This is a genomic window from Novosphingobium aeonii, from assembly GCF_052279045.1.
In the GTDB taxonomy this organism is placed as follows: domain Bacteria; phylum Pseudomonadota; class Alphaproteobacteria; order Sphingomonadales; family Sphingomonadaceae; genus Novosphingobium.
In genome coordinates this window covers 1,869,612-1,893,320 of sequence record NZ_CP176833.1, presented here as the reverse complement: position 1 = coordinate 1,893,320, position 23,709 = coordinate 1,869,612, and the positions used below count along the sequence as shown (strand labels likewise).

The following is a 23,709-nucleotide window of genomic DNA, read 5'->3' as shown; positions in this document are numbered from 1 at the left end:
CCGGTCGAACTAGGGACGGCCTGTTAAATTCACAATTCCGATAGAATGGATAACAGTCATCATATATCATGATGACTATGGACCTGATCCCCGTGGACTTGCTGGAAACTTTCGTGGCCGTTGCCGAACTCGGCAGCTTCACGGGTGCTGCCCGGATGCTGGGGATCAGGCAGTCCACCGTCAGCCAGCATGTGCAGCGCCTTGAACAGCGGGCGGGCCGGCGGTGCATCGATCGCACCACGCACCGGGTCATGCTGACGCCGGAAGGCGAAGTGCTGCTCGCCCATGCCCGCGCGATCCTCGATGGGCACCGGCGGCTGCAGAACCACCTTTCCGCCGCACCGCTGAGGGGCCGCCTTCGCCTTGGCGCATCGGAGGACTTCGTCCTTTCGGCGCTGCCCGATGTGCTGGCCGCCTTCGCGCGCCGCCATCCCGATGTCGATCTCGAACTGCGCGCGGGCCTGAGCGACGATCTCTACGACGCTTTCGACGCGGGCCAGTTGGACCTGATCTTCGTCAAGCGGAGGCAGGGCGATCGGCGGGGCACTTCGGTATGGCAGGAGCCGATCGTCTGGGTGGGCCATCCCGAATTCCCTCTGGTTCAGGACGCGCCGCTGCCGCTCCTGCTCTATCCGCCACCCAGCGTAACCCGCGCGCTGGCGCTGGACGTGCTGGAGCGGTCGGGGCGAAGCTGGCGGGTGGCCTTCACCAGCGCCAGCCTCACCGGACTGAGCGCGGCGGCGCGCGCGGGTATCGGCCTGATGCCGCATTCCGGCAGGCTGATGCCGCCGGGCCTGTCCATCCTCGCGCCGCGCGAGCGCCTTCCCGTGCTTCCCCTGATCGAGTTCGTGGTGATCGGACCGGGCGGGACCAACCCGGCGATAGACGCCCTTTGCGCAACGATCCTGCATTGGGGCGGTAGCGCGGGGCGGGTATAGCGGCGGGAAAGACGCGGCGTTTCGAAAAGGCTTTCGGACACAGGGGGGTGGACGCGGCGGCTTCGGGGCTGTCTATAGGGACCCATGCAGCAGCAAGCACTTGTCTTCGCGCTGATCGGCATTCTCGGTATCGGCGCGCAATGGATCGCGTGGCGTACCGGCTGGCCGGCCATCGCCCTCATGCTCGCCGCCGGTGTCCTTGCGGGTCCCGTCACCGGCCTTGTCGTTCCCGAACATACATTTGGCGATCTGCTGGAACCGATGGTTTCCGTCGCCGTGGCGCTGATCCTTTTCGAAGGCGGCCTCAGTCTCAATTTCCGCGAACTCAGGAAGACCGAGGGCGCGGTGACGCGTCTCATGGTCATAGGCATCCCGGTCGGCTGGGTCCTCGGGACGCTGGCGTGCTATTACGTGGCCGGGCTGGTCTGGCCGGTGGCGATCCTGTTCGCGGGCATTCTCGTGGTCACTGGCCCCACCGTGGTCATCCCCTTGCTCCGCCAGAGCAACGTGGCGCCGCGTCCCCGCGCGATCCTCAAGTGGGAAGCTATCGTCAACGATCCGTTCGGCGCGCTGTGCGCCGTCATAACCTACGAATATCTGCGCCGGGTGGACGAGGGGGGAACCCTGCTTTCGGTCCTTGCCGCGCTGCTGGCCGCGGCGGTCGTCGCCGGGCTGATCGGCTATGCCGTTGCCCGCGCGATCGCCTGGGCCTTCCCGCGCGGCCATGTGCCCGAGTACCTGAAGGCCCCGGTCCTGCTGGTGGCGGTGATCGGCACGTTCGTCCTCTCCAACCTGATCCAGCAGGAAACCGGCCTGCTCGCGGTGACGGTGATGGGCGTGGCGATAGCGAACATGCGGCTCGACAGCCTGCGCGACATTCATCCGTTCAAGGAAAACGTCACCGTTCTCCTCATTTCCGGCGTTTTCGTGCTGCTTTCGGCCTCGCTCGATTTCAGTGTGCTGCGCCAGTTCGAGTGGCGCTTCATCGCCTACCTGCTGGCGCTGCTGTTCCTGGTTCGCCCGGCGACCGTGCTGCTCAGCCTGTCTTTCAGCAAGATCCCCTGGAACGAGCGCCTGCTGGTGGCGTGGATCGCGCCCCGCGGCGTGGTGGCGGTTGCGATGTCCGGCCTCTTTGCCCTCCGGCTGGACCAACTCGGCTACGGCGACGGCAGCATTCTGGTGACGCTGTCGTTCTCCGTGGTGGTCGCGACGATCGTGGCGCATGGTTTCAGCATCCGTTTCGTGGCGCGCTGGCTCAAGGTCACGGGTGCGACCAAGAAGGGGCTGTTGGTGGTCGGCAGCACGCCGTGGAGCCTGTCGCTGGCGGACCAGCTTCGCCAGCTCGACGTGCCGGTCATGATCGCGGATACGAGCTGGCAGCGGCTTTCGGCGGCGCGACAGGCCGGGATATCCACCTATCACGGCGAGATCCTGGCGGAATCGACCGAGGAGCGGCTCGATCTGGCCCAGTTCCAGGTTCTCGTCGCCACGACCGACAGCGAAGCCTACAACGCGCTCGTCTGCAGTGAGTTCGCGCCCGATATTGGCCGCGATTCCGTCTACCAGCTTGGCGGCATGGGGGATGACGAGGACCACCGCAGCCTTCCCGAGGCGCTGCGTGGGCGCGCCATGTTCGCCTCCGGCCTCGGCGTTGCCGAGATCGCGGAACGCGAGCGTCTGGGCTGGACCTTCCGCAAGACCCGGATCAGCGAGCAGTTCGATTTCGCCGATGCCCAGGCTGCACTGCCGGACGAGGCGGACATGCTGTTCCTCCTGCGAAAGGACGGCAAGATCCGCTTTTTCACTCATGCATCGCGTCCCACTCCCCAGCCCGGTGACACGATCATTTCCTACGGCCCGTCCCGTCACGGGGATCCGGAAGGGCCGCGTGAAAGCACTCAAGACAAGGAGGCGGTCGCATGAATATCGCGCCCAAGTATCCGGTCCTCCCCTCTCTCCTGCCGGCGCTGCTGCTCACATCGCTTTCCGCGTGCGGGCAGGGCGAAGGCACACCGGGAGCAAGCGGGACGGATGAAGCCGGTCCTGCCCTCATCTCCGAATCCACCGCCAGCGAGGCCGTCGTGCAGGCGGCCGACGAGGCGAAGAAATCGATCATCCGCGACGATGTGGCGGTCGGCCCCACCGAGGCGCCCCCGCTGGAAGCGGTGCATCTTGTCGTGCCGTTCCCGGCAAAGGGCGCGAAGCCGGACGATGCCGGGCGCGCGCTCATCGATGGGCTGCTCGCCACGCCGACCTTCCAGGCCGGCGGGCCTGTCACTCTCTGGGGGCACAGCGATTCGCGCGGCTCCGACGCCGAGAACCTGGCGGCATCGCGCCGCCGCGCGGAAGCGGTGCGCGATTACCTTGCGGGCAAGGGTGTCGATCGCAAGCGGATCATGGTGATCGCGATGGGCGAAGCGCGGCCGATCGCGCCCAATCGCAAGCTGGACGGGAGCGATGATCCCGAAGGGCGGAACCGGAACCGCCGCGTGGAGATCGAGGTTCGCCCGCCGGAGCCGCCCAAGGAGCAGGGCGCGGATGGCCCGCAGCCGGAGGCAGGTTCAGCGCAGCCCTTCTAGCCACTGCGCGATCATGCCCTGACCGGCGGCCACGGCCTTCGGGCCAAGGCTGTCATGCGCGGCGCGGAGCGAGGCTTCGTCTCCTCCCGCCTCGATCACCGATTCCGGCCATTGCTCGATCCAGGCGTCGAAACGCGGGTCCATGCCCATCTCGGCATGGAACTGGAGCGCAAGGATGTTCGGGCCGCGCCGAAACGCCTGATGGTCGTAGAGGTGGCTCGAGGCCAGCAGTTCGACGTTGTCCGGCAGCGAGAAGGTGTCCCCGTGCCAGTGCAGCACGGGCACGCCGGCGATATGGCGCAGCGGGCTGTCAGGCACGTGTTCGTGAACCGTCACGCTATGGAAGCCCACTTCCTTGTGCGGCCCGGCATAGACATCCGCGCCCATGGCCGCCGCGATCATCTGGGCGCCGAAACAGACCCCCAGGGTCGGCCGCCCGGCTTCCAGTCGCAACGCCAGACGGCGCATCTGGCAGGCGATCCAGGGGTGGGTGTCCTGTTCGTAGACGCCCATGGGGCCGCCCATCATGATGAGCAGGTCGGGCTCGCGCAGGTCGAGCGAGGAGAAGGCCGGATCGGTCACGTCGATGCGATCGACGTCGTAGCCGGCGGCCTCGATCGGCTGCCGGTAGCCGGCCACGCCTTCATAGGGAACGTGCCGGATGATGAGGGCGGTCTTCGTCGTCACGGCGCGCTTTCGTATGGGTTCCGGCATTGGCGCCTGCCGCACCGGCCTTGCGGCCCGGCGACATGCGCATGTCATTTTCCAGAGCAGTAGATGCTCGCGCGATTCCCGTCGAGTGCCGAAGGCGCCCGGATGGAAGCGGTTACGGCAACTTTGTTTCAAACCGTTTCCGCGGCGCACGGAGGGCCAAAAAGACGGATGCAGGATTTGCAATCCTTAACGCATGCCGCCATGGTCCCCGGCAGAAACAGGAAAGGATTAAGGTTTGGAGTCAGTTTCGGTCGTACTTTTCTTGCTGCTGGCAGTTGTCGTCAGCGGCGCGATATCGAGGATGCTGCCATGGTCGGTGCCGACACCGCTGGTGCAGATCCTGCTGGGCGGGGTGATCGGTCTCTCGACCTCCTACAGCGTGTCGCTCAATCCCGAACTGTTCCTGCTGCTGTTCCTGCCGCCCCTGCTGTTCCTGGATGGCTGGCGGATTCCCAAGGACGAATTGTTCAAGGACGTCTCCACCGTCGTCGAACTGGCGCTGGGGCTCGTGCTCACTACGGTGATCGGCATGGGCCTGTTCATCCACTGGATGATCCCGGCCATGCCGCTGGCTGTTGCCTTTGCGCTGGCCGCAGTGGTTTCTCCGACCGATCCGATCGCGGTCTCGGCCATCGCTGCGCGCGTGCCGATCCCCAAGCGCATGATGCACATCCTCGAAGGGGAATCGCTGCTCAATGACGCCTCGGGACTGGTCTGCCTTCGCTTCGCCATCGCGGCGGCGCTGACCGGGACGTTCTCCGCCGGCGCAGCGGCGCTCAACTTCCTGTGGGTGGCGGGTGCAGGTCTTGCGATCGGCGTTGCCGTCACCGTTGTCGTCTCGCGCGCGAAGACCTGGGTCAATCGCCGCTGGGGCGAGGATACCGGCTCGCAGATCCTGGTGAGCCTGCTCATCCCCTTCGGTTCCTATATGCTGGCCGAGCACTTCCACGCCTCCGGCATCCTTGCCGCCGTGGCGGCGGGCGTGACCATGACGTTCGCGGAAATCTCGCGCCAGGCCATGGCGGTCACGCGGATGCGCCGCAACTCGGTGTGGGACACGATCCAGTTCACCTTGAACGGCATCATCTTCGTGCTGCTGGGCGAACAGCTTCCCGCCATTCTCGCAGGCGCCAAGCGGACCGTCGCGATGACCGGCCATACCGAGCCGGGCTGGCTGGGGCTCTATGTCGTCGCGATCGTGCTGGGCCTTGCGGCGCTGCGCTTCGCCTGGGTGTGGCTTTCGCTCAAGTTCACCATCCTGCGCAAGCGTCAGGCGGGTGAAAGCGTGAGCTTGAGCAGCCCGAACTGGCGGCTGGTGGCGGCGATGTCGTTCGCGGGCGTGCGCGGCGCGATCACGCTGGCAGGCGTACTGACCCTGCCGCTCGCGCTGAACGATGGCAGCCCGTTCCCGGCGCGCGATCTGGCGATCTTCCTGGCGGCGGGGGTCATTATCGTCTCGCTGGTAGTTGCCAGCCTGGCGCTGCCGGTCCTGCTCAAGGACCTGACGATGCCGGCCGAACCGTCGAAGCAGGCGGAGGAGGATGCCGCGCGCATCGCCACGGCCGAGGCGGCGATCTGCGCGATCGAGCGGCACACGCACGCGCTGGCGGAAAACCGCGGCGATGCCGACCGTTATGCCGCCGCCGGTGGCCGCGTCATGGACTTCTACCGCGAACGCATCGAAGGGTTGAGCGAGGACGAAAGCGACGCGGCCCGTGCGCAGGAACTGCTGTTCCGCGATTTCCGCCTCGTCGGCGTCAAGGCGGAGCGGATCGCGCTGGCCGAACTCATCCGCGAGCGCCGGGTCGGCAGCGAGACCATTCGCAAGCTGACCCGCGAACTCGATCTCGCCGAAGCGCGTCACCGGGGCTGAAGCGGTTCGGCCGGTTCGGTTAGCGGACCGGCCGAAGCTTTCACTCAGGCCGTTCGCGAAGTGAGCAGTGCGGCGCCGAAGCCGACGAAGATGGAGCCGGTCACCCGGTTGAACACGCGCTTCACCGAGGGCTTGCGCAAGTGCCGCGAGAGCGAACCGCCGGCCATGGCGTAAGTGCAGTACCAGAGCATCTCGATCACCGCGAAAGTGCTGACGAGCACCGCGAACTGCGGGGCCTTGGGCTCGGCTGGATTGATGAACTGGGGGAAGAAGGCGGCGGCGAAGAGCAGCAGCTTGGGGTTGCTGATCGCAATGGCGAAGCCGCCACGGAACAGCGCCCAGGGCGAACTGCGCCGGTCGATCCTGTCATCGCCTTCTTCGATCTGGGAAACGTCGGAGCGCCAGGACTTGATGCCGAGATAGACGAGATAGGCGACGCCGAGGTAGCGCAGCACCTCGAAGGCGCCGGGGATCGCCTTGAGCAGCGCGGTAAGGCCGGCTGCCGAGGCGGCGAGCACGAGCGTGATCGCCAACATGCATCCCGCCATCGCGGCCATGGCGCGGCGGAAGCCGAACTCGACGCTGCGTGTCATGACGTGGAGCATGTTCGGGCCGGGCGTTCCCGACAGCAGGAACACGGCAAAGGCATAGAGCCACCAGGTCTGGAGCGTCATCGTTCGTCTCGGCCTAAAAGGGAGAATTCGCTTAGGTCCGGAGCGGCGCCATCGCAATCGGATTTTGGCGGCGCGCAAGCCTGTCGGTCTACGCCGCCTAGGTCTCGATGAGGACCGTGTCGATCGTGAACGAGCCGTCGGCTTCGATCTCGAAATGCGCGGACACCTCGCTGCTGGCGGCCCTTTGCAAGGCGCGGATCGCGGCCACCTGTTCCGGCGGGGTGCGCATTCGCCCGGTCCAGTCCGCGAAATCCATGCGCAGGCGGGCCGTGGTCATCCGTTTCGCGGCGAACCCGGCGCGTGCCAGCATCGCGAGCCACTCCGCCGCCGCATAATCGCGCACGTGGGAGAGGTCGCGCAGCAGTTCGACCGCCTGCAGATGCGTATCGGCGGCGGGATCGGCGGGCGCGATCACGTCGATGAAGATCGCGGGGCAACCGGGGGCCAGCACGCGCCGGGCCTCGCGCAGTCCTGCCTCGGCATCGCGCCAGTGGTGGGTGGAAAAACGGCAGGCGAGAAAGTCGAAGCTGTCGTCCGCGAAAGGCAGGGCTTCGGCGGGAGCTGCGTGGGTCGCGATGTTGGCAATCCCGCGCCGGGCCGCCTCGGCCGCGATCACGTCCAGCATCCGGGGCGAAAGGTCGCTGGCGGTCACGGCTCCGGCATGGGGCGCGATGGCATATCCGGCATGGCCGCCGCCCGCGCCCAGGTCGAGGGCATGGCGCGGCGCGGCCTCGCGGGCGCGCTCGGCGATCCAGTCGAGGTCGGCGCCCGAGGCGTGGACCTTGCTGGTGACATAAGCGGCGGCGGTGGTGCCGAACTGGCTTTCGACCAGTTCGTGCCGGTCCTGCGGGGCCGCTGTTTGGCGGGAATTGTCGTTGGTCATGGGGTAATCTCCTTGCGAAGTCCCGTTCGCCCGGATTATAGCCTGTTACAATGAACATTGTTATCCTGTTATAACGCTGACCATGCAGACCGATGAGCAGCGACGTTTACTGGGCGCCTTCGTTCGCACCCGCCGTGAGAGCATGGCGCCTGAAGGGCATGACCGCCGCCGCCGCACTCCGGGGCTGCGCCGGGAGGAGCTTGCCGCCCGTGCCGCGATCGGCACGACATGGGTGGCGTGGATCGAACAGGGCCGGGATGTGCGCCCTTCCGCCGAAACACTCTCTCGGCTGGCGGTGGGCCTCAGTCTTTCGGTGGCGGAGCGGGACTATCTGTTCGCGCTGGCTGGCAGGCATGATCCGGTCGATCCCTTCGCCCATGCCCGGCAGGCCGCACCGCTCGCCATTTCGGCGCTCGTCGAGCGGCTGGACTGGCCCTGCTATGCGCTCGACCCGGCATGGGCGGTCTGCGCGGCCAACGAGGCGGCGCGGCGCCTGTTCGTGGGCCTGTTCGAGGGCGATGCCGCCCCCAACCTGCTGCGCTATGTCTTCACCCATCCCGCCGCCCGCGTCCTGCTGCCGGACTGGAAGGAGCGCGCGGCGCGCCTGCTGGCGGAATTCCGCCGGGATTACAGTCATGCCCTTGCCGATCCGCGTGTGCGCGGGGTGGTCGAATGGCTTCAGGAGAACAGTCCCGATTTTCGCGAATCGTGGGACGGGCAGAGCGTGCTCGCGCGCGAAGGCGGAACACGAACATTTCGCCACCCCGATGAAGGTATGATACGCTTCACCCAGCATACCCTTGCGGACGTTGAGCGCGGCGATTTCCGGGTTGTCTTCCTGCAACTGGCGGAAAAGCACATATAACCTTCACCCGGCCCGCCCTTTCCAGGAATGCATGACCGCCAATCATGAAATTGATTCATGAGAGTATCCCGTCCAGCGCATTTTTCTAACGCGGATCAGGTCGTTAGGGGCTGAACTATTCCAGCAGGATTTCCCGTCCGTTTCTGATGTCACGTGCAGCAGAGGGTCGTAGCGGGGGAAACCCAACCAAAAAATGAACCGGAGAGGAATTCGCCTGTCCTGCGCGCGTCTTGCGTGCGGGGCGGCCTATGGAGTTCTCGATGCTAGGTATCGTCAAGACCGCGCTGCACCGCCCCCTGACCTTCATCGTCATGGCCATCATCATCGCCATCGGCGGCTTGCTCGCGGCTTTCCGCACGCCTGTCGACATTTTTCCCGAAATCAAGGTGCCGGTCATCGCCGTCGCCTGGACTTATGCGGGCCTTGCGCCGCAGGACATGACGGACCGCATCGTCACGCCCTATGAGCGCGTGCTGACCACCACGGTCAACGATATCGAGCATATCGAGAGCCAGTCCCTTCAGGGCACCGGCATCGTCAAGATCTACTTCCAGCCGGGCGCCGACATTCGCACCGCCACCGCGCAGGTGACCTCGGTTTCGCAGACGGTGCTGCGTCAGATGCCGCCGGGCATCACCCCGCCGCTGATCCTGAACTACAGCGCCTCGACCGTGCCGATCCTCCAGCTCGCGCTGTCGGGCGAGGGCATGACCGAGCAGCAGCTGTTCGACATCGGCCAGAACCAGATCCGCACCGGCCTCGTCACCATTCCAGGCCTTGCCATGCCGTTCCCCTCGGGCGGCCGCCAGCGCCAGGTCCAGATCGACCTCGATCCCCAGGCGCTTCAGTCAAAGGGTCTTTCCGCGGTCGATGTCGGCAATGCCATCGCCTCGCAGAACCAGATCAACCCGGCCGGCTTCGTCAAGATCGGCGCGACCCAGTACTCGGTACGGCTCAACAATACGCCGGATTCCATCGAGGCGCTGAACGAACTGCCGGTCAAGGTCGTCAACGGCGCGACCATCTACATGCGCGACGTGGCCTATGTCCGCGACGGCAGCGCCCAGCAGCAGAACGTTGTCCACGTCGAAGGCCGCCGCTCGGCCCTGCTGACCGTGCTCAAGAACGGCGCGACCTCGACGCTTTCCATCGTCGAGGGCGTGAAGGGAGCCCTGCCCAAGATCGCCGAGACCCTACCGGACAGCCTCAAGATCCTGCCGGTGGGCGACCAGTCGCTGTTCGTGAAGGCGGCGGTCAACGGGGTGATCCACGAAGGCGCCATCGCCGCCGCGCTGACCTCGCTGATGATCCTGCTGTTCCTTGGTTCCTGGCGTTCGACCGTCATCATCGCGCTGTCGATCCCGCTTGCGGTGCTGGCCGCGATCGCCATGCTGGCTGTGTTCGGGCAGACGCTGAACGTGATGACGCTGGGCGGATTGGCGCTGGCGGTGGGCATCCTCGTCGACGACGCGACCGTGACCATCGAGAACATCAACTGGCACCTCGAACAGGGCAAGGGCGTGATGGAGGCGATCCTTGACGGCGCCGCCCAGATCGTCACCCCGGCGTTCGTCTCGCTGCTCTGCATCTGCATCGTCTTCGTGCCGATGTTCTTCCTGCCGGGCGTCGCGGGCTATCTCTTCGTGCCGATGGCGCTTTCGGTGGTCTTCGCGATGATCGCCTCGTTCGTCCTGTCGCGCACGCTGGTGCCGACGCTGGCGATGTACCTGTTGAAGCCGCACGCGACCGACGACGAGAACCCGCACAACGCCGGAACGCCGGAATCGCACAACCCCCTCGTGCGGTTCCAGCGCGGCTTCGAAGCCCGCTTCGAGAAGCTGCGCGACGGTTACCTCGGCATTCTTCACCGCGCATTGCAGGGCCAGAAGGCCTTCATGATGGGCTTCCTCGCGATCGTCGTCATCTCGTTCGGGCTGATGCCGTTCCTGGGGAGCAACTTCTTCCCGACCGTCGATTCCGGCCAGATCGCCATGCACGTCCGCGTGCCGGTGGGTACCCGCATCGACGAGACGGCGCTGCGGTTCGAACGGATTTCGGCGGAAGTGCGCAAGCTCATTCCCCGCACCGAAGTCGGTTCGATCACCGATAACATCGGCCTGCCGGTCAGCTCGATCAACACCGTCTACAACAACAGCGGCACCATCGGCCCGCAGGACGGCGACATGCTGATCACGCTGAACAAGGACCACGCGCCGACCGGTGATTACGTCGAGAAGCTGCGCCGCGAATTGCCGCGCCTGTTCCCCGGCACCCAGTTCTCGTTCCTGCCTGCCGACATCACCAGCCAGATCCTGAACTTCGGTTCGCCTTCGCCGATCGACGTGCAGATCGCCGGCAAGGACCTGGCAGGCTCGCGCGTCTATGCCCAGAAGCTCATGGCCAAGATGGCCCGCATCCCCGGCCTTGCCGACATGCGCCTCCAGCAGCCGGCCAATTCGCCGCAGCTCGATGTCGACGTGGATCGCGCCCGCGCGGGCCAGTACGGCCTCACCGAACGCGACGTGACCACCAGCCTCGGCAACTCGCTGGCGGGAACCTCGCAGACCGCGCCGGTGTTCTTCGTGAACCCCGACAACGGCGTGCAGTACGCGGTCGTCGCACAGGCGCCCGAATATGCGGTGGATTCGATGAGCAAGCTGTCGAACCTCCCGGTGTCCGGCGCTGCCGCCGGAACCCGTCCGCAACCGCTCGGCGCATTGGCGACGGTCAATCGCTCGACCACGGCTCCGGTCGTTTCGCACTACAACATCGCCCCGGTCATCGACATCTACGGCACTCCGCAGGGCCGCGATCTCGGCGCCGTGGCGGGTGACGTGCAGAAGGCGATCGACGAGTTGAAGGCCGAAGCGCCCAAGGGCTCGACGATCACTATCCGCGGCCAGTACCAGACGATGAATACTGCGTTCTCCGGCCTCGGCTGGGGCCTGCTGGCGGCGGTCGTGCTGATCTACCTGCTGATCGTGGTCAACTTCCAGTCCTGGCTAGATCCCTTCGTCATCATCACCGCGCTTCCGGCCGCGCTCGCGGGTATCGTCTGGATGCTCTTCGCGACCGGGACCACACTGTCGGTCCCGGCGCTGACAGGCGCGATCATGTGCATGGGCGTGGCCACCGCCAACTCGATCCTCGTCGTCAGCTTCGCGCGCGAAAAGCTCGCCGAGCTGGGAGACCCGGTGAAGGCGGCGATGGAGGCGGGCCTCGTCCGCTTCCGCCCGGTGCTGATGACCGCGCTGGCGATGATCATCGGCATGGGCCCCATGGCGCTCGGCCTCGGCGAAGGCGGCGAGCAGAACGCTCCGCTCGGCCGTGCCGTCGTCGGCGGCCTGATCTGCGCGACCATCGCAACCCTCCTCTTCGTTCCCACCGTCTTCGCCTTCGTCCACGGCCGTCGCCGCGAGAAGGCTGCCCCCCAGGAAGTGCAGGCCGCCCATGCATGATTCGACCTCTGAACTCGCCGCCCAGCCCACGGGGCCGGAAACCCGCACGCTGAAGCGGGTCGGCATCGGCGCCGCGGTGATCGCGCTGGCCGTGGTCGGCGCGGGCATCGCCACGCGCCTCAGCGCCACGCGCGATCTCGAAGCCGTGGCCGAGGATGCCGCCGTGCCCACCGTCGCCGTCGTTACCCCGGCGAGCGCGGCGGACGCGGGCGGCCTTGCGCTGCCGGGCACCGCGCAGGCGTTCAACAGCGCCGCGATCTATGCCCGCACCAACGGCTATGTCCGCAGCTGGCAGGCCGACATAGGCGACAAGGTGGGCGCCGGGCAGACGCTCGCCGTGCTCGATGCGCCCGAAGTCGACCAGCAGCTGGCGCAGGCCAAGGCGGACTATCAGACCGCGCTGGCCAACCAGCGGCTCGCCGCCACGACCTCGAAGCGCTGGAGCGCCATGCTCAAGCAGGACGCCGTCTCGCAGCAGGAAGTGGATGAGAAGGCGGGCGATCTCGCCGCGAAGACCGCGCTCGCCAATGCCGCGCTCGCCAGCGTTCGCGAACTGGAAGCCACGCGCGGCTTCACCCGCCTCTCGGCCCCGTTCGCGGGTGTCGTGACCAGCCGCTCGGCGCAGATCGGCGCGCTGGTGGTGGCGGGCAATGCCGCTGCGCAGCCGCTGTTCACCGTTTCCGACGTGCACCGCATGCGCGTCTATGTCCGGGTGCCGCAGATCTATTCGGCGCAGGTCATCCAGGGCGTGAACGTCGATCTGACACTGCCCGAGTTCCCGGGGCGCAAGTTCCCCGGCACCGTTACCCGCAGCGCGGGCGCCGTCGATGCGCAGTCCGGCGCGGTCCTCGTCGAGGTCCAGGCCGACAACAGCGAAGGCGCGCTGAAGCCGGGCGCCTTCGTGGAAGCCCACTTCGACGTTGCGGGCGGCGTGCAGGGCCTGACCCTGCCGGGCAGCACGATCCTCTATACCGACAAGGGCCCGAGCGTGGCCGTGGTCGGCGCGAACGACCGCGTTACCGTGCGCCCGGTCACCATTGCGCGCGATCTTGGCAAGACGGTGGTGGTTTCGGTCGGCGTCAGGCAGGGCGACCGAGTGGTGGACAGCCCGCCGGATTCGATGCGCAGCGGCGATCAGGTGAAGATCCAGAAGGCCGCGCCGAAGCCTGCCGCTCCTGCGGCAGCAAAGGGCGCCGCTCATGGCGGCTAGGCTGCGCGCAGCCGCAGCGCTGCTTTTCGCCGGGTGTTCCATGGCCGGGTGCTCGATGGCGCCCGACTATCACGCCCCCGAAACCGCCGCACCGCCGGCTTTCCGCGAAGTGGCGGGCTGGTCGCAGGCGGCCCCGCGCGATGTCGAGGCGCGCGGCGAGTGGTGGACGATGTTCGGCGACCCGACACTGGACGATCTGGAAAAGCGGGCCGAAGCCGCCAGCCCCACGCTGGCCGCCGCGCTCGCCCGCTACGATCAGGCACGCGCGGCCGCCGGTGTCACCGCCTCGGATCTCTATCCGACGGTCGGTGCCAGCGCGGAGGCATCGCGAGACCGCGTTTCGGCCGGCCGCCCGCTATCGACGGGTACGGCACGCACCTATAACAACTACGTGGTCGGCGGCAGTCTGTCCTACGAACTCGACCTGTGGGGCCGGGTTCGCAATTCGGTGAAAGCCGCCAATGCCGAGGCGGTGGCATCCGGCGGCGATCTCGCCTCGGCGCGGCTCAGCCTCCAGGCCTCGGTGGCGGATGCCTACTTGCGGCTGCGGGGGCTCGATGCACAGGCGGACCTGCTAAACCGTTCGGTCGAGGCGTTCGAGCGCGCGCTCAAGCTCACTGACACGCGGCATTCGGGCGGCATCGCCTCGGGCATCGACGTCAATCGCGCCCGCACCGTGCTGGGTAATGCCCGTGCGCAAGTCTCGGCCATCGCCAACGAGCGTGCGGCGACCGAGCACGAACTGGCGGCGCTGGTCGGCGTGGTGCCGTCGGAATTCTCGCTGCCGATGCGCAGCGAGCCGCTCGATGTGCCGGACGTTGCCGTGGGCGTGCCTTCGGAACTGCTCCAGCGCCGTCCCGACATCGCCGCAGCCGAGCGCAGGGTCTTTGCCGCCAATGCCCGCATCGGCGTGGCCAAGGCGGCGTGGTTCCCCTCGATCGGCCTCGGCGCGGCCGGGGGCTGGCAGACCACGAATGGCGACCTGCTGAAGACGCCCAACACCTTCTGGTCGCTCGGCCCGGTTTCGGCGCTGCTGACGCTGTTCGACGGCGGCGCGCGCAAGTCGCAAGTGAAGATGTCTCGCGCGGAGTACGAGGAAGTGGCGGCCAGCTACCGTTCCACCGTGCTCGGCGCGTTCCAGGACGTGGAGGATGCGATCGCGGCGATGCACCACCTGGAGACGCAGGCCGGGGCCCAGCGCGATGCGGCGCAGGCCGCGCAGCGCACCAGCGAGATCGCCCTGTCGCGCTACCGCGACGGCGCTTCGGACTATCTCGAAGTGGTCACCGCCCAGACTGACGCGCTCGACGCGCAGCGCTCGTGGATCAGCGTACAGACGGCGCGGCTGCGCGCCAATGTCGCTTATGTCCGGGCGATGGGCGGCATGAGCTAGGTTCGCATACACTTACCGTCCTTGCGTGCGGCGCGCCGCGCGCAAGGACGGCGAAAGCTGCGGTCAGGCCAGGGCCGGTGAAAGCCCGGCGACGCGGGAGACGATGTCCGCGGCAAGGCGGATCGGGTCCTGGGAGGCGATGAAGGGCGTGCCGTCCGGTTTCCAGTCGAGCCCGCCGATCGAATAGCGCATGCGCTCCTTCTGCCAGGCCACATAGGCGCGGTGGTCGGCGAAGGCCTGGTCGATGGCCGCCACGGGATCGGCGTCCGGCGCCACCACATCGCCGAAGTGCCACATCGCGTAGTCCTCGCAGTCCTGCCACTGCGCTTCGTGCGCGTTGACGAAGAGGCACGGCCTCGGGCGGATCAGGAATTCGTAGACCTGGCTGCTGACATCGCCGAGATAGAGATCGGCGCTGCAGGTATATGTCATGTCGTTGCAGCGCGGCGAGCCGAGGTCGACGATCACTTGCCCCGGCACTGCCAGCGCTTCCCACTCGCGTCGGCGGCTTGCAGACCAACGGGCCGCCATCCGCACATGGGGCGCGACCACGAGGTTGTAGCGCCCGTCACGCACCACCGCATCGATCAGTTTCGCAGCGAAGGCGTCGAAGGAATTCAGCTTCTTGGTGAAGTGCGGGTTGTAGAGGATCGTCTTGCGGCCATTGTCGAACAGCGGCGCGGGATGGAGCCCGGCGCGCAGCATCGCCGCCAGCTTGATCGGCCCGGCGGCGGTGCAGTGTTGCGGCGTCACCAGCCCGGCAGCCAGCAACCGGTCGCGGTCCTTTTCGCCCGCCACGATCACATGGTCGAACAGTTCGAAGCGTTTTTCGAAGCCGACCGCCCGGTCGCCGGCGCCATGGGGAATGTGCACCAGCGGCGGGCACTGCTTCCAGAGGCGCGGCAGGATCGTGGAGGTGCGTTCCGCGCAGAGGATCAGTTCGGCATCGCGCAGCAGCGGCGACCAGTAGATCAGCCGCGCCATCTTTCGCGCGAAGCCGGGAACGAGTGCATTCAGCGGGGCAGGCAGGCGCATTTCCACCAGCGCCGGCAGGGGCAGGCCCATTCTCGCCGCGAGATCGCGCACGGCCTGCACGTCGGCGGCCTTGGGGACGAAGATGGTCACGCTGCCGGGATGGCGCCGTTCCAGTTCGCAAGCCACCGGTACGATATGCGGCAACTGGTGCGCGCCGCCGATCGCCAGTACATGGATCAGGCGCGGCGCGGCGCCCTTCAGGGTGGTGGCCGGAGGCGGGAGGACGACTTGCGATGCGGCTGCAACAGTTGCGTTCATGCTCGGCCTATGCCGCGCCAGTGTCTCGCCATGATTGCGGAAACATTTGGATTTGCCCATGTTGCATTCGGCTCGCCGCACTCGACTTGGGCGCGCGGGGCCGGTACGAGCACATGTTCCTGCGATCACGGGCCGACGATAACCGCATATGCAGATCCTGCTTGTCGAAGACGATGCCAGTCTGGCTGCCCATGTCGCGGCGGGTCTTCGCGAGGCCGGGCACATTGTCGAGCATCGGGCGGACGGGCGCGAAGGGCTGATCCAGGCCACTTGCGAGACCTACGACGTCATCGTGTTGGACCGGATGCTCCCCTCGCTGGACGGGCTCAAGCTGCTGGCGGCGCTGCGCGCGACGGAGAACGCCACGCCGGTCCTGATCGTCAGCGCCCTGGGCGATGTGGACGAGCGCGTGCGCGGCCTGCGCGCGGGCGGCGACGATTACATGGCCAAGCCCTTCGCGATGTCGGAACTGCTGGCGCGGGTGGAAAGCCTCGGTCGCCGCGGCGCCGCCGTCACCGAGCCGAGCGACTTCTTGCGGGTGGCCGACCTGGAGATCGATCTTGTTGCTCACGTGGTTTCCCGGGGCAGCCGGCGGATCAACCTGACCCTGCGCGAACTGCGGATTCTCGCCTATCTCGCGCGGAATGCGGGGCGGGTGGTGACCCGTTCGATGCTGCTGGAGAACGTGTGGGACTACAATTTCGATCCCCAGACCAACATCATCGACCAGCACATTTCCAAGCTGCGCCAGAAGATCGCGCAGGACGAAGAGGCGCCGCTGATCCACACGATCCGCGGGCTTGGCTACGTCATGCGGCCGGAGTGACAAGACCATGAAGCGCCTGCTGCGCAGCCTGTCGTTCCGGCTCGCGCTGACTTACGCGGTGCTGTTCAGCCTTTCCGTCGGGCTGATGATCGGCGCGGGCTACTGGTTCCGCGTGGAGCGGCCGATGGATCAGGTCAGTTCGGTGGTGGAGGCCGAGGCAAGCGAGATCGCCGCGATCTACCGCGCGCACGGGATCGCGGCGGCGCGGGCGGCGCTGGAGCGACGCTCGCACCGCGCGGACCAGCGTATCCCGTTCCATGCCCTGATCGCGCCGGACGGCGAAATCCTCGCCACCAACCTGCCGAGCTGGGCGCCGGTACCGAACCGGCACTTGTCCATCATCGAGGCCGACAGGTTCGTGGACGGTTTCGAGATCGACCACTCCGCGCTGGTGCGCGACCAGACGATGCCGGACGGCGGGCGCCTGATCGTGGGCCGCGATGTCGAGGATATCGTGGACGATGAAGACATGTTGCGCACCGGCGCGCTGTGGATGCTCTGCGGCACGCTGGCGTTGGGGCTTACCGGCGGCTGGCTGATGAGCCACACCATCGGCAAGCGGATCGACACGATCACGTCCACGGCCTTGCAGGTGATGGAAGGCGACCTTTCCGGCCGCGTGCCAGTGCGGGGCACGAACGACGACTTCGACCGGCTCTGCGTAACGCTGAACCTGATGCTTTCGCGGATCGAGAGCCTGTTCGACGCGGTCCGCCGGGTGTCCGACAACGCCGCGCACGAACTGCGAACCCCGCTGGCGCGTCTGGCGGGCAAGCTTGAAGTGTTGGAACACGATCTCGGCCACGACCCGGCAGCCCGCATCGCCATCGGCGAGGCCATCGTGGAGGCCAACCGGCTCCGCCAGATATTCGCCGCGCTGATCCGCATTTCCCGGCTGGAAGGCGGCCGGGCCACGGTGCGGCTCCAGCGCACCGATCTGGTGCAACTTCTGGAAGACGTGGTCGAATTCTACCAGCCGGAAGCCGAGCGGAGAGAGATCGAGCTGGAGCTTCTCGCGCGGCGCCCGCTGGTGGCCGATCTCGACCTCGACATGGTGTTTCAGGCGATCTCGAACCTGCTCGACAACGCGCTCAAGCACGCGCCTGACGGAGGAAGGGTGGAAGTTCGCGCAGTCCGGCGGGCGGATGAGGTGGTGCTGAGCGTGGCGGACGACGGCCCGGGCCTAGCCCCGGCCGACCGCGCGCGCGTGACCGAGCCGTTCTACCGTGCGGAAGGCTCGGCGGGCATTCCCGGCGAAGGGCTCGGCCTGAGCATGGTCGCCGCCATCGCCCAGGTCCACGGTGCCAGAATCGAATTTGCCGACGCGGCACCGGGCCTGCGGGTAATCCTGCGCTTTCCCGCACAAGCTTCGGCAAGCATGCCCATCCAGGCAGCCTCGGATTAAACACCTGCATAGCGCCCAACCAAGCCGTTCGACCGAGATTTTCGCAGGCTTGGGAGCGGACATTCAGATTATGACCGGACCTAGCCAGAGCAGACCCTTCGGCCAGTTGTAATGCTAGTGTCCATCGACCGAGGCCGAGCAGAGTGCTGTCGGATGGCTTCCGATGATAATCACACCATACAGGCTATTCTTTCGGCAGATTATTCTGAGACCTTGGTTCAAACTACCCTAGCCGGACAAGCACCGATGCCCATCGATCGATTGTCCCGATGACCGGGTGCGCCGCTTCGACAAGGGTTGTCAGTTCATAGCCCCTGCAGCCAGCAGGGGCTGTCAGCGCCCGCCAGCTTATGATCCCGGCTTCTTCGAGCTCGCGCAGCCTACGCGCCAGGATATTGGCTGAGACGGCGGGAATGGCCCCTCTTGTCCCGACGACAGCGCCGCCTCCACCTCTGCAATGCGGGCCTCGAGACCGGCGATCCACCGCCGCTGCTCTTCGAGTGGATCATAGGCAGCGGCGTGGTCGAGCACCTCGAGATAGCGCCAGAGGCTCGACCAAGTGCTGCGCAACCTTTCACTTATTGCCATGGAACATCTCTCGATAGATCGGACCTCGTCCTGAAGATGGCGCTGCTCATGCCAGGCGTTCCCGTGGCGCCGGGCCGTGCGCGGTGGCCTGCGTCGCCGACCGGTCATCGCCCGATGGCGGCGCGATGCGATACCAGAGTGCGTAGAGCGCGGGCAGGAACAACAGGGTAAGGACGGTTCCGCCCAAGGTGCCGCCAATCAGCGTCACCGCCATGGATCCCCAGAACACCGAACTGATGAGCGGCACGAACGCCAGCACGGCAGCCAGCGCTGTCAGGATGACGGGACGCGAGCGCTGGACCGTCGCCTCGACCACCGCATCAAAAGGAGACAGTCCGGCATGCTCGTTGTCGTGGATCTGGCCCATGAGGATCAGCGTGTTGCGCATCAGGATGCCCGCGAGCGCGATGAGCCCCAGGATTGCGTTGAACCCGAAGGGCTGGCCCGTCAGCAGCAGGATCGGCACCACCCCAACCAGGCCGAGCGGCGCGGTCAGCAGGACGATCCACATTGCCGACAGGCTGCGCACCTGAAGGATGATCACGATCATCATCAGCACGATCATGATAGGGAAGATCGGCGCAAGCGCGGCATTGGCCTTGCCAGCCTCCTCGATCGAGCCCGCCATGTCGATATGATAGCCGACCGGCAGATCGTCGATGATCGGCTGCAGCTTCTTCGCCATCGCCGCCGATACGTCGGGCGGCTGAAGCCCATCGGCGATATCGCCGCGCACCGTGATGGTCGGTACCCGGTCGCGGCGCTGGAGGATCGGGTCCTCCATACGGACTTCCATCCGGCCAATCTGGCTGACCGGGACGCGCTGCCCGTCCGCGCCGGTGAGGGTGTAGTCGCCGATACGCGCCGGATCGAGCCGATCGGGCCCCTCAGAGCGCACTACGACATCGACGGTACGGATGTCTTCGCGAGCCTGACTCACGGTGACGCCGGTCAAGAGGAACTGAAGCTGTTGCGCTACGTCGCTGGAGGAGAGGCCAATCGCGCGCAGACGATCCTGGTCGAGCACGAAGTGCAGCGCGGGCGCCCGCTCACTCCAGTCGCTGTTGACGGTGCGCATCATGGGATCGGCTTGAAGGACGTTCTGGACCTTGGCCGCGATGGAGCGGACCGTTGCGAGATCGGGTCCGTTGACACGGAAGGCGACAGGGAACGGCGAATAGGGACCAAACACGAGCTGCGTCGCGCGCACGCGTGCGGCAGGCGCGAGCCCATCTGCCGCAGCCCGGCGCAAGCGGACCTTGAGCGCATCACGCGATTCCTCATCCGGCGTGCGCACGATGATCTTGGCGAACGACGGATCGGGCAACTCAGGCGAAAGGGACATGAAGAAGCGCGGAGCGCCTTGTCCGACATAGGTTGTGACGACCTTGGCTTCCGGCTGCTTGCGCAGCCAGGCCTCGACCTCCTGGGCGGATTTCGCCGTCTGGGCGATCGCAGTGCCCTTTGGCATCTGCACCTCGACCAGCACTTCGGGCCGGTCGGAAGCGGGAAAGAACTGCTTCTTCACCAGCGGCATACCCGCGCCGGCAACAAGGAATGCGCCAAGGGTCGCCAGTGCGACCAGCTTCTTACGGCGCACCGCCCAACCTATGACCCGGCGCACCTTCTGGTAGCGCGGCGTCTCATAGATCGCGGAATGCCCGCCTTCGACCGGCTTGATATTGGGCAGCAGCTTCACGCCCATGTAAGGGGTGAAGATCACCGCCACGAACCAGGAGGCGATGAGGGCAAAGCCTACTACCCAGAAGATGTTTCCGGCATATTCCCCAGCCGTGGACTGGGCAAACCCAACCGGCATCAGGCCGATGACCGTCAGTAGCGTGCCCGCCAGCATCGGTGCGGCCGTGTGGCTCCAGGCATAGGCCGAGGCCTTGATGCGGTCGTAACCTTCCTCCATCTTCACGACCATCATCTCGATGGCGATGATGGCGTCATCGACCAGAAGGCCAAGCGCGAGGATGAGCGCGCCCAGCGTGATGCGGTCGAGGACCCGGCCAGTTGCCCACATGATGACCAGCACCACCGCAAGCGTCAGCGGCACGGCGGCCGCGACGACGATGCCTACCCGCCAGCCGAGGCTGACGAGGCTGACGATCATCACGATCGCAAGCGCCTCCAGGAATGTATGCATGAACTGGTCGACGGCTTCGCTGATGTTCACGGCCTGATCGGTCACGGGCGTCAGGCTCATGCCCACCGGCAGCTCGGACGAGATCTTCTCGATCTCGGCCTTGAGCGACTTGCCAAGATCGAGGCCATTCCAGCCCTCTCGCATGATGACACCAAGCAGAATGGCGGGTTCGCCCTCGCTGCGAACCAGGAATGTCGCCGGATCCTCATAGCCGCGCGTCACACTGGCGATGTCGGACAGGCGCAGTGTCCGCCCATTGGCGACAATCGGCACATCACGGATCTTCGTCAGATCGTCGAAAGCGCCATCCAGGCGCACCAGGGTTTGCTGACCCTTCGTTTCGATCGCGCCGGCAGGGGTGATCAGATTTTGGCTCGCAAGCGCCGTGAAGATATCGCGAGGGGATACACCCAGGGTCGCCAAACGCTCTTGGGCGAACTCGACATAGATGCGCTGGGGACGCTCGCCGACGATGTTGATCTTGTTGACGCCGGGAACGTGGAGCAATCGCTGGCGCAGGCTCTCCGCTTCGCGCGCGAGCAGCCGCTGCGGTTCGCCCTTTGCCTTCAACGCGTAAAGAGCGAACGTGACGTCGCCATATTCGTCGTTGATGAAAGGTCCAACCACGCCCTGAGGCAGCTTCGCGGCTTCATCGCCCAGCTTCTTGCGGGCCTGGTAGAATTGCTCCGGCACCTCTTTCGGGGGCGTCTTGTCGATCAGCGTCAGCGTGGTGAAGGCAAGGCCGGGCCGCGTGAAGGTTTCACTGCGGTCGTAATAGCGCAGTTCCTGCAACCGCTTCTCGAGCGGCTCGGCGACCTGGTCCTGCATTTCCCGTGCGGTCGCGCCAGGCCAAGCGGTAACCACGGTCATGACCTTGATGGTGAAGCTGGGGTCTTCCGCCCGGCCAAGGCTGAGGAAGGAGAAGATACCTGCACCGACGATGGCAATCAGGAAGAAGAGAGTGACGGATTTCTCGCGCACGGCGAGCGCGGAGAGGTTGAAACCCCGCTTTTCGGGCGCATGCTCGCTCATTGCGCGGCTCCCGGCACCAGCGCAGTGCGCACGGCCTGACCCTGGTGCAGCATGTGGGCTCCCATGGCAACGAAGCGTTCACCTGCCTTGAGGCCCGATGCGATCGTCGCAGTCTCCTCACCGACCGCCGCGATCCGCACAGGCCGCCACGCGAGCTTCGCGGGCGAGCCGGAGCGGATCACCCAGACACCGGGACCTTTGCCCTCGTCCCGAATTGCGCCGAGCGGCACCACGGTCGATGACGCATCTCCGGGCTGCGCCAGCGAAACAGTAACCGTCGATCCGAGCGGAGCGTCCGCCGGTGCGCCTTCGAGAACGTAGCGGGCTTCGAAGGTGCGCGTCGCCGGATCGGCAGCATCGGAAAGAAGACGCAGGCGCGCCGGCCCCGTCGCGCCGCCATAAGTGCGGGCACGGGCCGTCGAGCCGGTCGTCGGTCGGATCGTCTCTGGCAATTGCACCAGGGCTTCGCGTGGGCCGGACCGGGCCAGCCGGACAACAATCTGGCCTGCTGCCACCACCTGCCCAGGTTCCGCAAGCGTCTCGACGACCGTGCCGTCGGCATCGGCCATGAGGAGGCTGTAATTCGCTTCGTTGCGCGAAACCCGGGCCTGCGCTTCCGCCGCCGCGAGCTGAGCACGGGCCGAATCCGCGGCGGCCTTTGCCTGATCGTAAGTGGAAGCCGAGACCGCTCCCGCGCCGACGAGGTCGCGCAGACGCTTCTCGTCGGCTGCGGTCTGCACCGAGCGTGCACGCGCGGCCTGCACCGTTTCTTGCGATGCCCGCGTTGCAAGCGCGAGATCGGTCTGATCGATCCGCATAAGCGGCTGGCCGCGCCGTACGACCTGTCCGGCATTTACGAGGCGTTCGATCACTTTGCCGCCGACCCGGAAACCCAGATCGCTCTGCACACGGGCTGCGACGATACCGGTGAATTCGCGATTGATTCCGCCCTGCGACGCGGACGTCATCACCCTTACCAGGGGCGGCTCCGTACGCGGGTCGCCATCCGCCTTGCTGCATGCTGCGAGGGAAAGCGGGAGAGCAAGGACGCAAAGGCCTGCTCCTAGAAAACGACTCGACAAGGCTGGATCCTCCAAACTTTGGAGGAGCATTGTTGTCGTGTAACCATTATGTCAATAGGTCACTGGTCATTGTCACGGCGCGAGGCTGCGCAGAATGAGGCTCATTACTTCAGATGGAGCTTCGGGAAGCAGGTCGAGATTGCGCTCGAGATGGAGCGGATCGACAAAGGGCGTCATGGCATGGAAGATCGCCCGGCAAGTCTCGTCGAGCGGCGTCTTGCGCTCGAACTCGCCGCTTTCCCGGCCGCTCTTGATGATTTCGGCAAGCATGTGGTTGAGCGTCTGCTTGTATGCCAGGGACGAACCCCATTGCTCAGCGGCAGAATGGGCCGTGATGTCATAAATCTTGCGATCATGGAAAAAAAGGTCGACGCTTCGGGTTGTCAAGCTTTTGAACATGCGACGAAGACGATCTGTCGCGCTGCTGCCTTGATCGATCGCCGCGCGCGCCTCTGTTAAGATCTGCTCCAGTCGCGAACCGCAGATTGCTTCCCCGATCGCCTGCTTCGACTCGAAGAAGCGATAGATATAGGCTTTTGAGAATCCGATCTCCTTGGCGAGGTCGGCCACGGTAGTCTTGGCATAGCCATAGCGGGCAAAACATTCGTGCGCCGCCGCGATGATCTGGTCGCGCACGGCATGTTCTGCGGGCCCTCGGACCGGGGAGTCATTGGTGTAGGTGCTGCTGCTCATCGCTCAAGCATAATGACATAGGCCATAATTGACAACGAGTGACCATTATAT

The 23,709-nt window shown here is 66.0% G+C and carries 18 protein-coding genes; 10 read left to right on the top strand and 8 right to left on the bottom strand.

Going from position 1 to position 23,709, the window contains the following annotated elements; translation table 11 throughout:
• Positions 1-68: 68 nt before the first annotated feature.
• The 3 genes from ACLIMP_RS23725 (at position 69) to ACLIMP_RS23715 (ending at position 3,517) form a co-directional block, all read left to right on the top strand.
• Complete coding sequence (locus ACLIMP_RS23725) at positions 69-938, top strand: LysR family transcriptional regulator (protein WP_443478485.1); 870 nt, start codon at positions 69-71, stop codon at positions 936-938.
• 84 nt (positions 939-1,022) lie between these two features.
• Positions 1,023-2,861, top strand: coding sequence for a cation:proton antiporter (locus tag ACLIMP_RS23720; protein ID WP_132469517.1), 1,839 nt, complete (start codon positions 1,023-1,025; stop codon positions 2,859-2,861).
• Complete coding sequence (locus tag ACLIMP_RS23715) at positions 2,858-3,517, top strand: OmpA family protein (protein WP_324699268.1); 660 nt, start codon at positions 2,858-2,860, stop codon at positions 3,515-3,517. Before ACLIMP_RS23720 ends, ACLIMP_RS23715 begins: the two co-directional genes overlap by 4 nt.
• Here ACLIMP_RS23715 and ACLIMP_RS23710 read toward each other — a convergent pair.
• Positions 3,500-4,204 (bottom strand): glutamine amidotransferase, encoded by a 705-nt coding sequence (locus tag ACLIMP_RS23710; protein ID WP_292636528.1) that lies wholly within the window; start codon positions 4,202-4,204, stop codon positions 3,500-3,502. The genes ACLIMP_RS23715 and ACLIMP_RS23710 overlap by 18 nt on opposite strands.
• A 262-nt stretch (positions 4,205-4,466) precedes the next feature.
• Between ACLIMP_RS23710 and ACLIMP_RS23705 the strand changes: the two genes are divergently transcribed.
• Positions 4,467-6,104, top strand: a complete 1,638-nt coding sequence (locus tag ACLIMP_RS23705; RefSeq protein ID WP_324699269.1) for a Na+/H+ antiporter — start codon at positions 4,467-4,469, stop codon at positions 6,102-6,104.
• Between the two features lie 44 nt (positions 6,105-6,148).
• Here ACLIMP_RS23705 and ACLIMP_RS23700 read toward each other — a convergent pair whose 3' ends face one another.
• Together ACLIMP_RS23700 and ACLIMP_RS23695 are read right to left on the bottom strand one after the other, a co-directional pair.
• On the bottom strand, positions 6,149-6,778 hold the full coding sequence (locus ACLIMP_RS23700) for a LysE family translocator (protein ID WP_132469516.1): 630 nt from the start codon (positions 6,776-6,778) through the stop codon (positions 6,149-6,151).
• Positions 6,779-6,875: 97 nt separating this feature from the next.
• Entirely contained in the window at positions 6,876-7,661 is a 786-nt protein-coding gene (locus tag ACLIMP_RS23695) for a class I SAM-dependent methyltransferase (RefSeq protein WP_443478484.1), read from the bottom strand.
• A gap of 82 nt (positions 7,662-7,743) precedes the next feature.
• On the opposite strand from ACLIMP_RS23695, the gene ACLIMP_RS23690 reads away from it, so the two are divergent.
• From ACLIMP_RS23690 to ACLIMP_RS23675, 4 genes are all read left to right on the top strand, one after another.
• Positions 7,744-8,526, top strand: a complete 783-nt coding sequence (locus ACLIMP_RS23690; protein ID WP_443478483.1) for a helix-turn-helix domain-containing protein — start codon at positions 7,744-7,746, stop codon at positions 8,524-8,526.
• A gap of 260 nt (positions 8,527-8,786) precedes the next feature.
• Positions 8,787-11,984, top strand: a complete 3,198-nt coding sequence (locus ACLIMP_RS23685; RefSeq protein ID WP_324699272.1) for an efflux RND transporter permease subunit — start codon at positions 8,787-8,789, stop codon at positions 11,982-11,984.
• Positions 11,977-13,194 (top strand): efflux RND transporter periplasmic adaptor subunit, encoded by a 1,218-nt coding sequence (locus tag ACLIMP_RS23680; protein WP_054437337.1) that lies wholly within the window; start codon positions 11,977-11,979, stop codon positions 13,192-13,194. The genes ACLIMP_RS23685 and ACLIMP_RS23680 overlap by 8 nt, the downstream gene beginning before the upstream one ends.
• Complete coding sequence (locus ACLIMP_RS23675; protein ID WP_324699273.1) at positions 13,184-14,587, top strand: efflux transporter outer membrane subunit; 1,404 nt, start codon at positions 13,184-13,186, stop codon at positions 14,585-14,587. Before ACLIMP_RS23680 ends, ACLIMP_RS23675 begins: the two co-directional genes overlap by 11 nt.
• A gap of 63 nt (positions 14,588-14,650) precedes the next feature.
• Here the strand turns inward: ACLIMP_RS23675 and ACLIMP_RS23670 are convergent, their stop codons facing one another.
• Positions 14,651-15,880, bottom strand: coding sequence for a CDP-glycerol glycerophosphotransferase family protein (locus ACLIMP_RS23670; protein ID WP_324699274.1), 1,230 nt, complete (start codon positions 15,878-15,880; stop codon positions 14,651-14,653).
• A gap of 148 nt (positions 15,881-16,028) precedes the next feature.
• Here ACLIMP_RS23670 and ACLIMP_RS23665 point away from each other — a divergent pair, with 148 nt between their 5' ends.
• Positions 16,029-16,706 carry a response regulator transcription factor gene (locus ACLIMP_RS23665; RefSeq protein ID WP_324699275.1) on the top strand — a complete coding sequence of 226 codons (678 nt, stop codon included), beginning with the start codon at positions 16,029-16,031 and terminating at the stop codon, positions 16,704-16,706.
• 7 nt (positions 16,707-16,713) lie between these two features.
• The gene (locus ACLIMP_RS23660; RefSeq protein WP_324699276.1) at positions 16,714-18,111 is read left to right on the top strand and encodes a sensor histidine kinase; all 1,398 of its coding nucleotides are present in this window, start codon (positions 16,714-16,716) and stop codon (positions 18,109-18,111) included.
• 223 nt (positions 18,112-18,334) lie between these two features.
• Here ACLIMP_RS23660 and ACLIMP_RS23655 read toward each other — a convergent pair whose 3' ends face one another.
• The 4 genes from ACLIMP_RS23655 to ACLIMP_RS23640 all read right to left on the bottom strand — a co-directional run bounded on the left by ACLIMP_RS23655 (position 18,335) and on the right by ACLIMP_RS23640 (position 23,658).
• The gene (locus ACLIMP_RS23655; RefSeq protein ID WP_420719899.1) at positions 18,335-18,595 is read right to left on the bottom strand and encodes a winged helix-turn-helix transcriptional regulator; all 261 of its coding nucleotides are present in this window, start codon (positions 18,593-18,595) and stop codon (positions 18,335-18,337) included.
• Between the two features lie 150 nt (positions 18,596-18,745).
• Positions 18,746-21,883 (bottom strand): efflux RND transporter permease subunit, encoded by a 3,138-nt coding sequence (locus ACLIMP_RS23650; RefSeq protein ID WP_324699277.1) that lies wholly within the window; start codon positions 21,881-21,883, stop codon positions 18,746-18,748.
• A complete protein-coding gene (locus tag ACLIMP_RS23645; RefSeq protein WP_443478482.1) occupies positions 21,880-22,851 on the bottom strand; it encodes an efflux RND transporter periplasmic adaptor subunit in 972 nt (323 codons plus the stop codon). The genes ACLIMP_RS23650 and ACLIMP_RS23645 overlap by 4 nt, the downstream gene beginning before the upstream one ends.
• Positions 22,852-23,037: 186 nt before the next feature.
• Positions 23,038-23,658, bottom strand: coding sequence for a TetR/AcrR family transcriptional regulator (locus ACLIMP_RS23640; protein WP_185999343.1), 621 nt, complete (start codon positions 23,656-23,658; stop codon positions 23,038-23,040).
• Positions 23,659-23,709: the final 51 nt, after the last annotated feature.

What these genes read in the sequence shown, in the direction of transcription:
- ACLIMP_RS23725 (WP_443478485.1), top strand. Translation starts at nt 69, where the DNA reads ATGATGACTATGGACCTGATCCCCGTGGACTTGCTGGAAACTTTCGTG.
- ACLIMP_RS23720 (WP_132469517.1), top strand. Translation starts at nt 1,023, where the DNA reads ATGCAGCAGCAAGCACTTGTCTTCGCGCTGATCGGCATTCTCGGTATC.
- ACLIMP_RS23715 (WP_324699268.1), top strand. Translation starts at nt 2,858, where the DNA reads ATGAATATCGCGCCCAAGTATCCGGTCCTCCCCTCTCTCCTGCCGGCG.
- ACLIMP_RS23700 (WP_132469516.1), bottom strand. Translation starts at nt 6,778, where the DNA reads ATGACGCTCCAGACCTGGTGGCTCTATGCCTTTGCCGTGTTCCTGCTG.
- ACLIMP_RS23695 (WP_443478484.1), bottom strand. Translation starts at nt 7,661, where the DNA reads ATGACCAACGACAATTCCCGCCAAACAGCGGCCCCGCAGGACCGGCAC.
- ACLIMP_RS23690 (WP_443478483.1), top strand. Translation starts at nt 7,744, where the DNA reads ATGCAGACCGATGAGCAGCGACGTTTACTGGGCGCCTTCGTTCGCACC.
- ACLIMP_RS23685 (WP_324699272.1), top strand. Translation starts at nt 8,787, where the DNA reads ATGCTAGGTATCGTCAAGACCGCGCTGCACCGCCCCCTGACCTTCATC.
- ACLIMP_RS23680 (WP_054437337.1), top strand. Translation starts at nt 11,977, where the DNA reads ATGCATGATTCGACCTCTGAACTCGCCGCCCAGCCCACGGGGCCGGAA.
- ACLIMP_RS23675 (WP_324699273.1), top strand. Translation starts at nt 13,184, where the DNA reads ATGGCGGCTAGGCTGCGCGCAGCCGCAGCGCTGCTTTTCGCCGGGTGT.
- ACLIMP_RS23670 (WP_324699274.1), bottom strand. Translation starts at nt 15,880, where the DNA reads ATGAACGCAACTGTTGCAGCCGCATCGCAAGTCGTCCTCCCGCCTCCG.
- ACLIMP_RS23665 (WP_324699275.1), top strand. Translation starts at nt 16,029, where the DNA reads ATGCAGATCCTGCTTGTCGAAGACGATGCCAGTCTGGCTGCCCATGTC.
- ACLIMP_RS23660 (WP_324699276.1), top strand. Translation starts at nt 16,714, where the DNA reads ATGAAGCGCCTGCTGCGCAGCCTGTCGTTCCGGCTCGCGCTGACTTAC.
- ACLIMP_RS23650 (WP_324699277.1), bottom strand. Translation starts at nt 21,883, where the DNA reads ATGAGCGAGCATGCGCCCGAAAAGCGGGGTTTCAACCTCTCCGCGCTC.
- ACLIMP_RS23645 (WP_443478482.1), bottom strand. Translation starts at nt 22,851, where the DNA reads ATGACGTCCGCGTCGCAGGGCGGAATCAATCGCGAATTCACCGGTATC.
- ACLIMP_RS23640 (WP_185999343.1), bottom strand. Translation starts at nt 23,658, where the DNA reads ATGAGCAGCAGCACCTACACCAATGACTCCCCGGTCCGAGGGCCCGCA.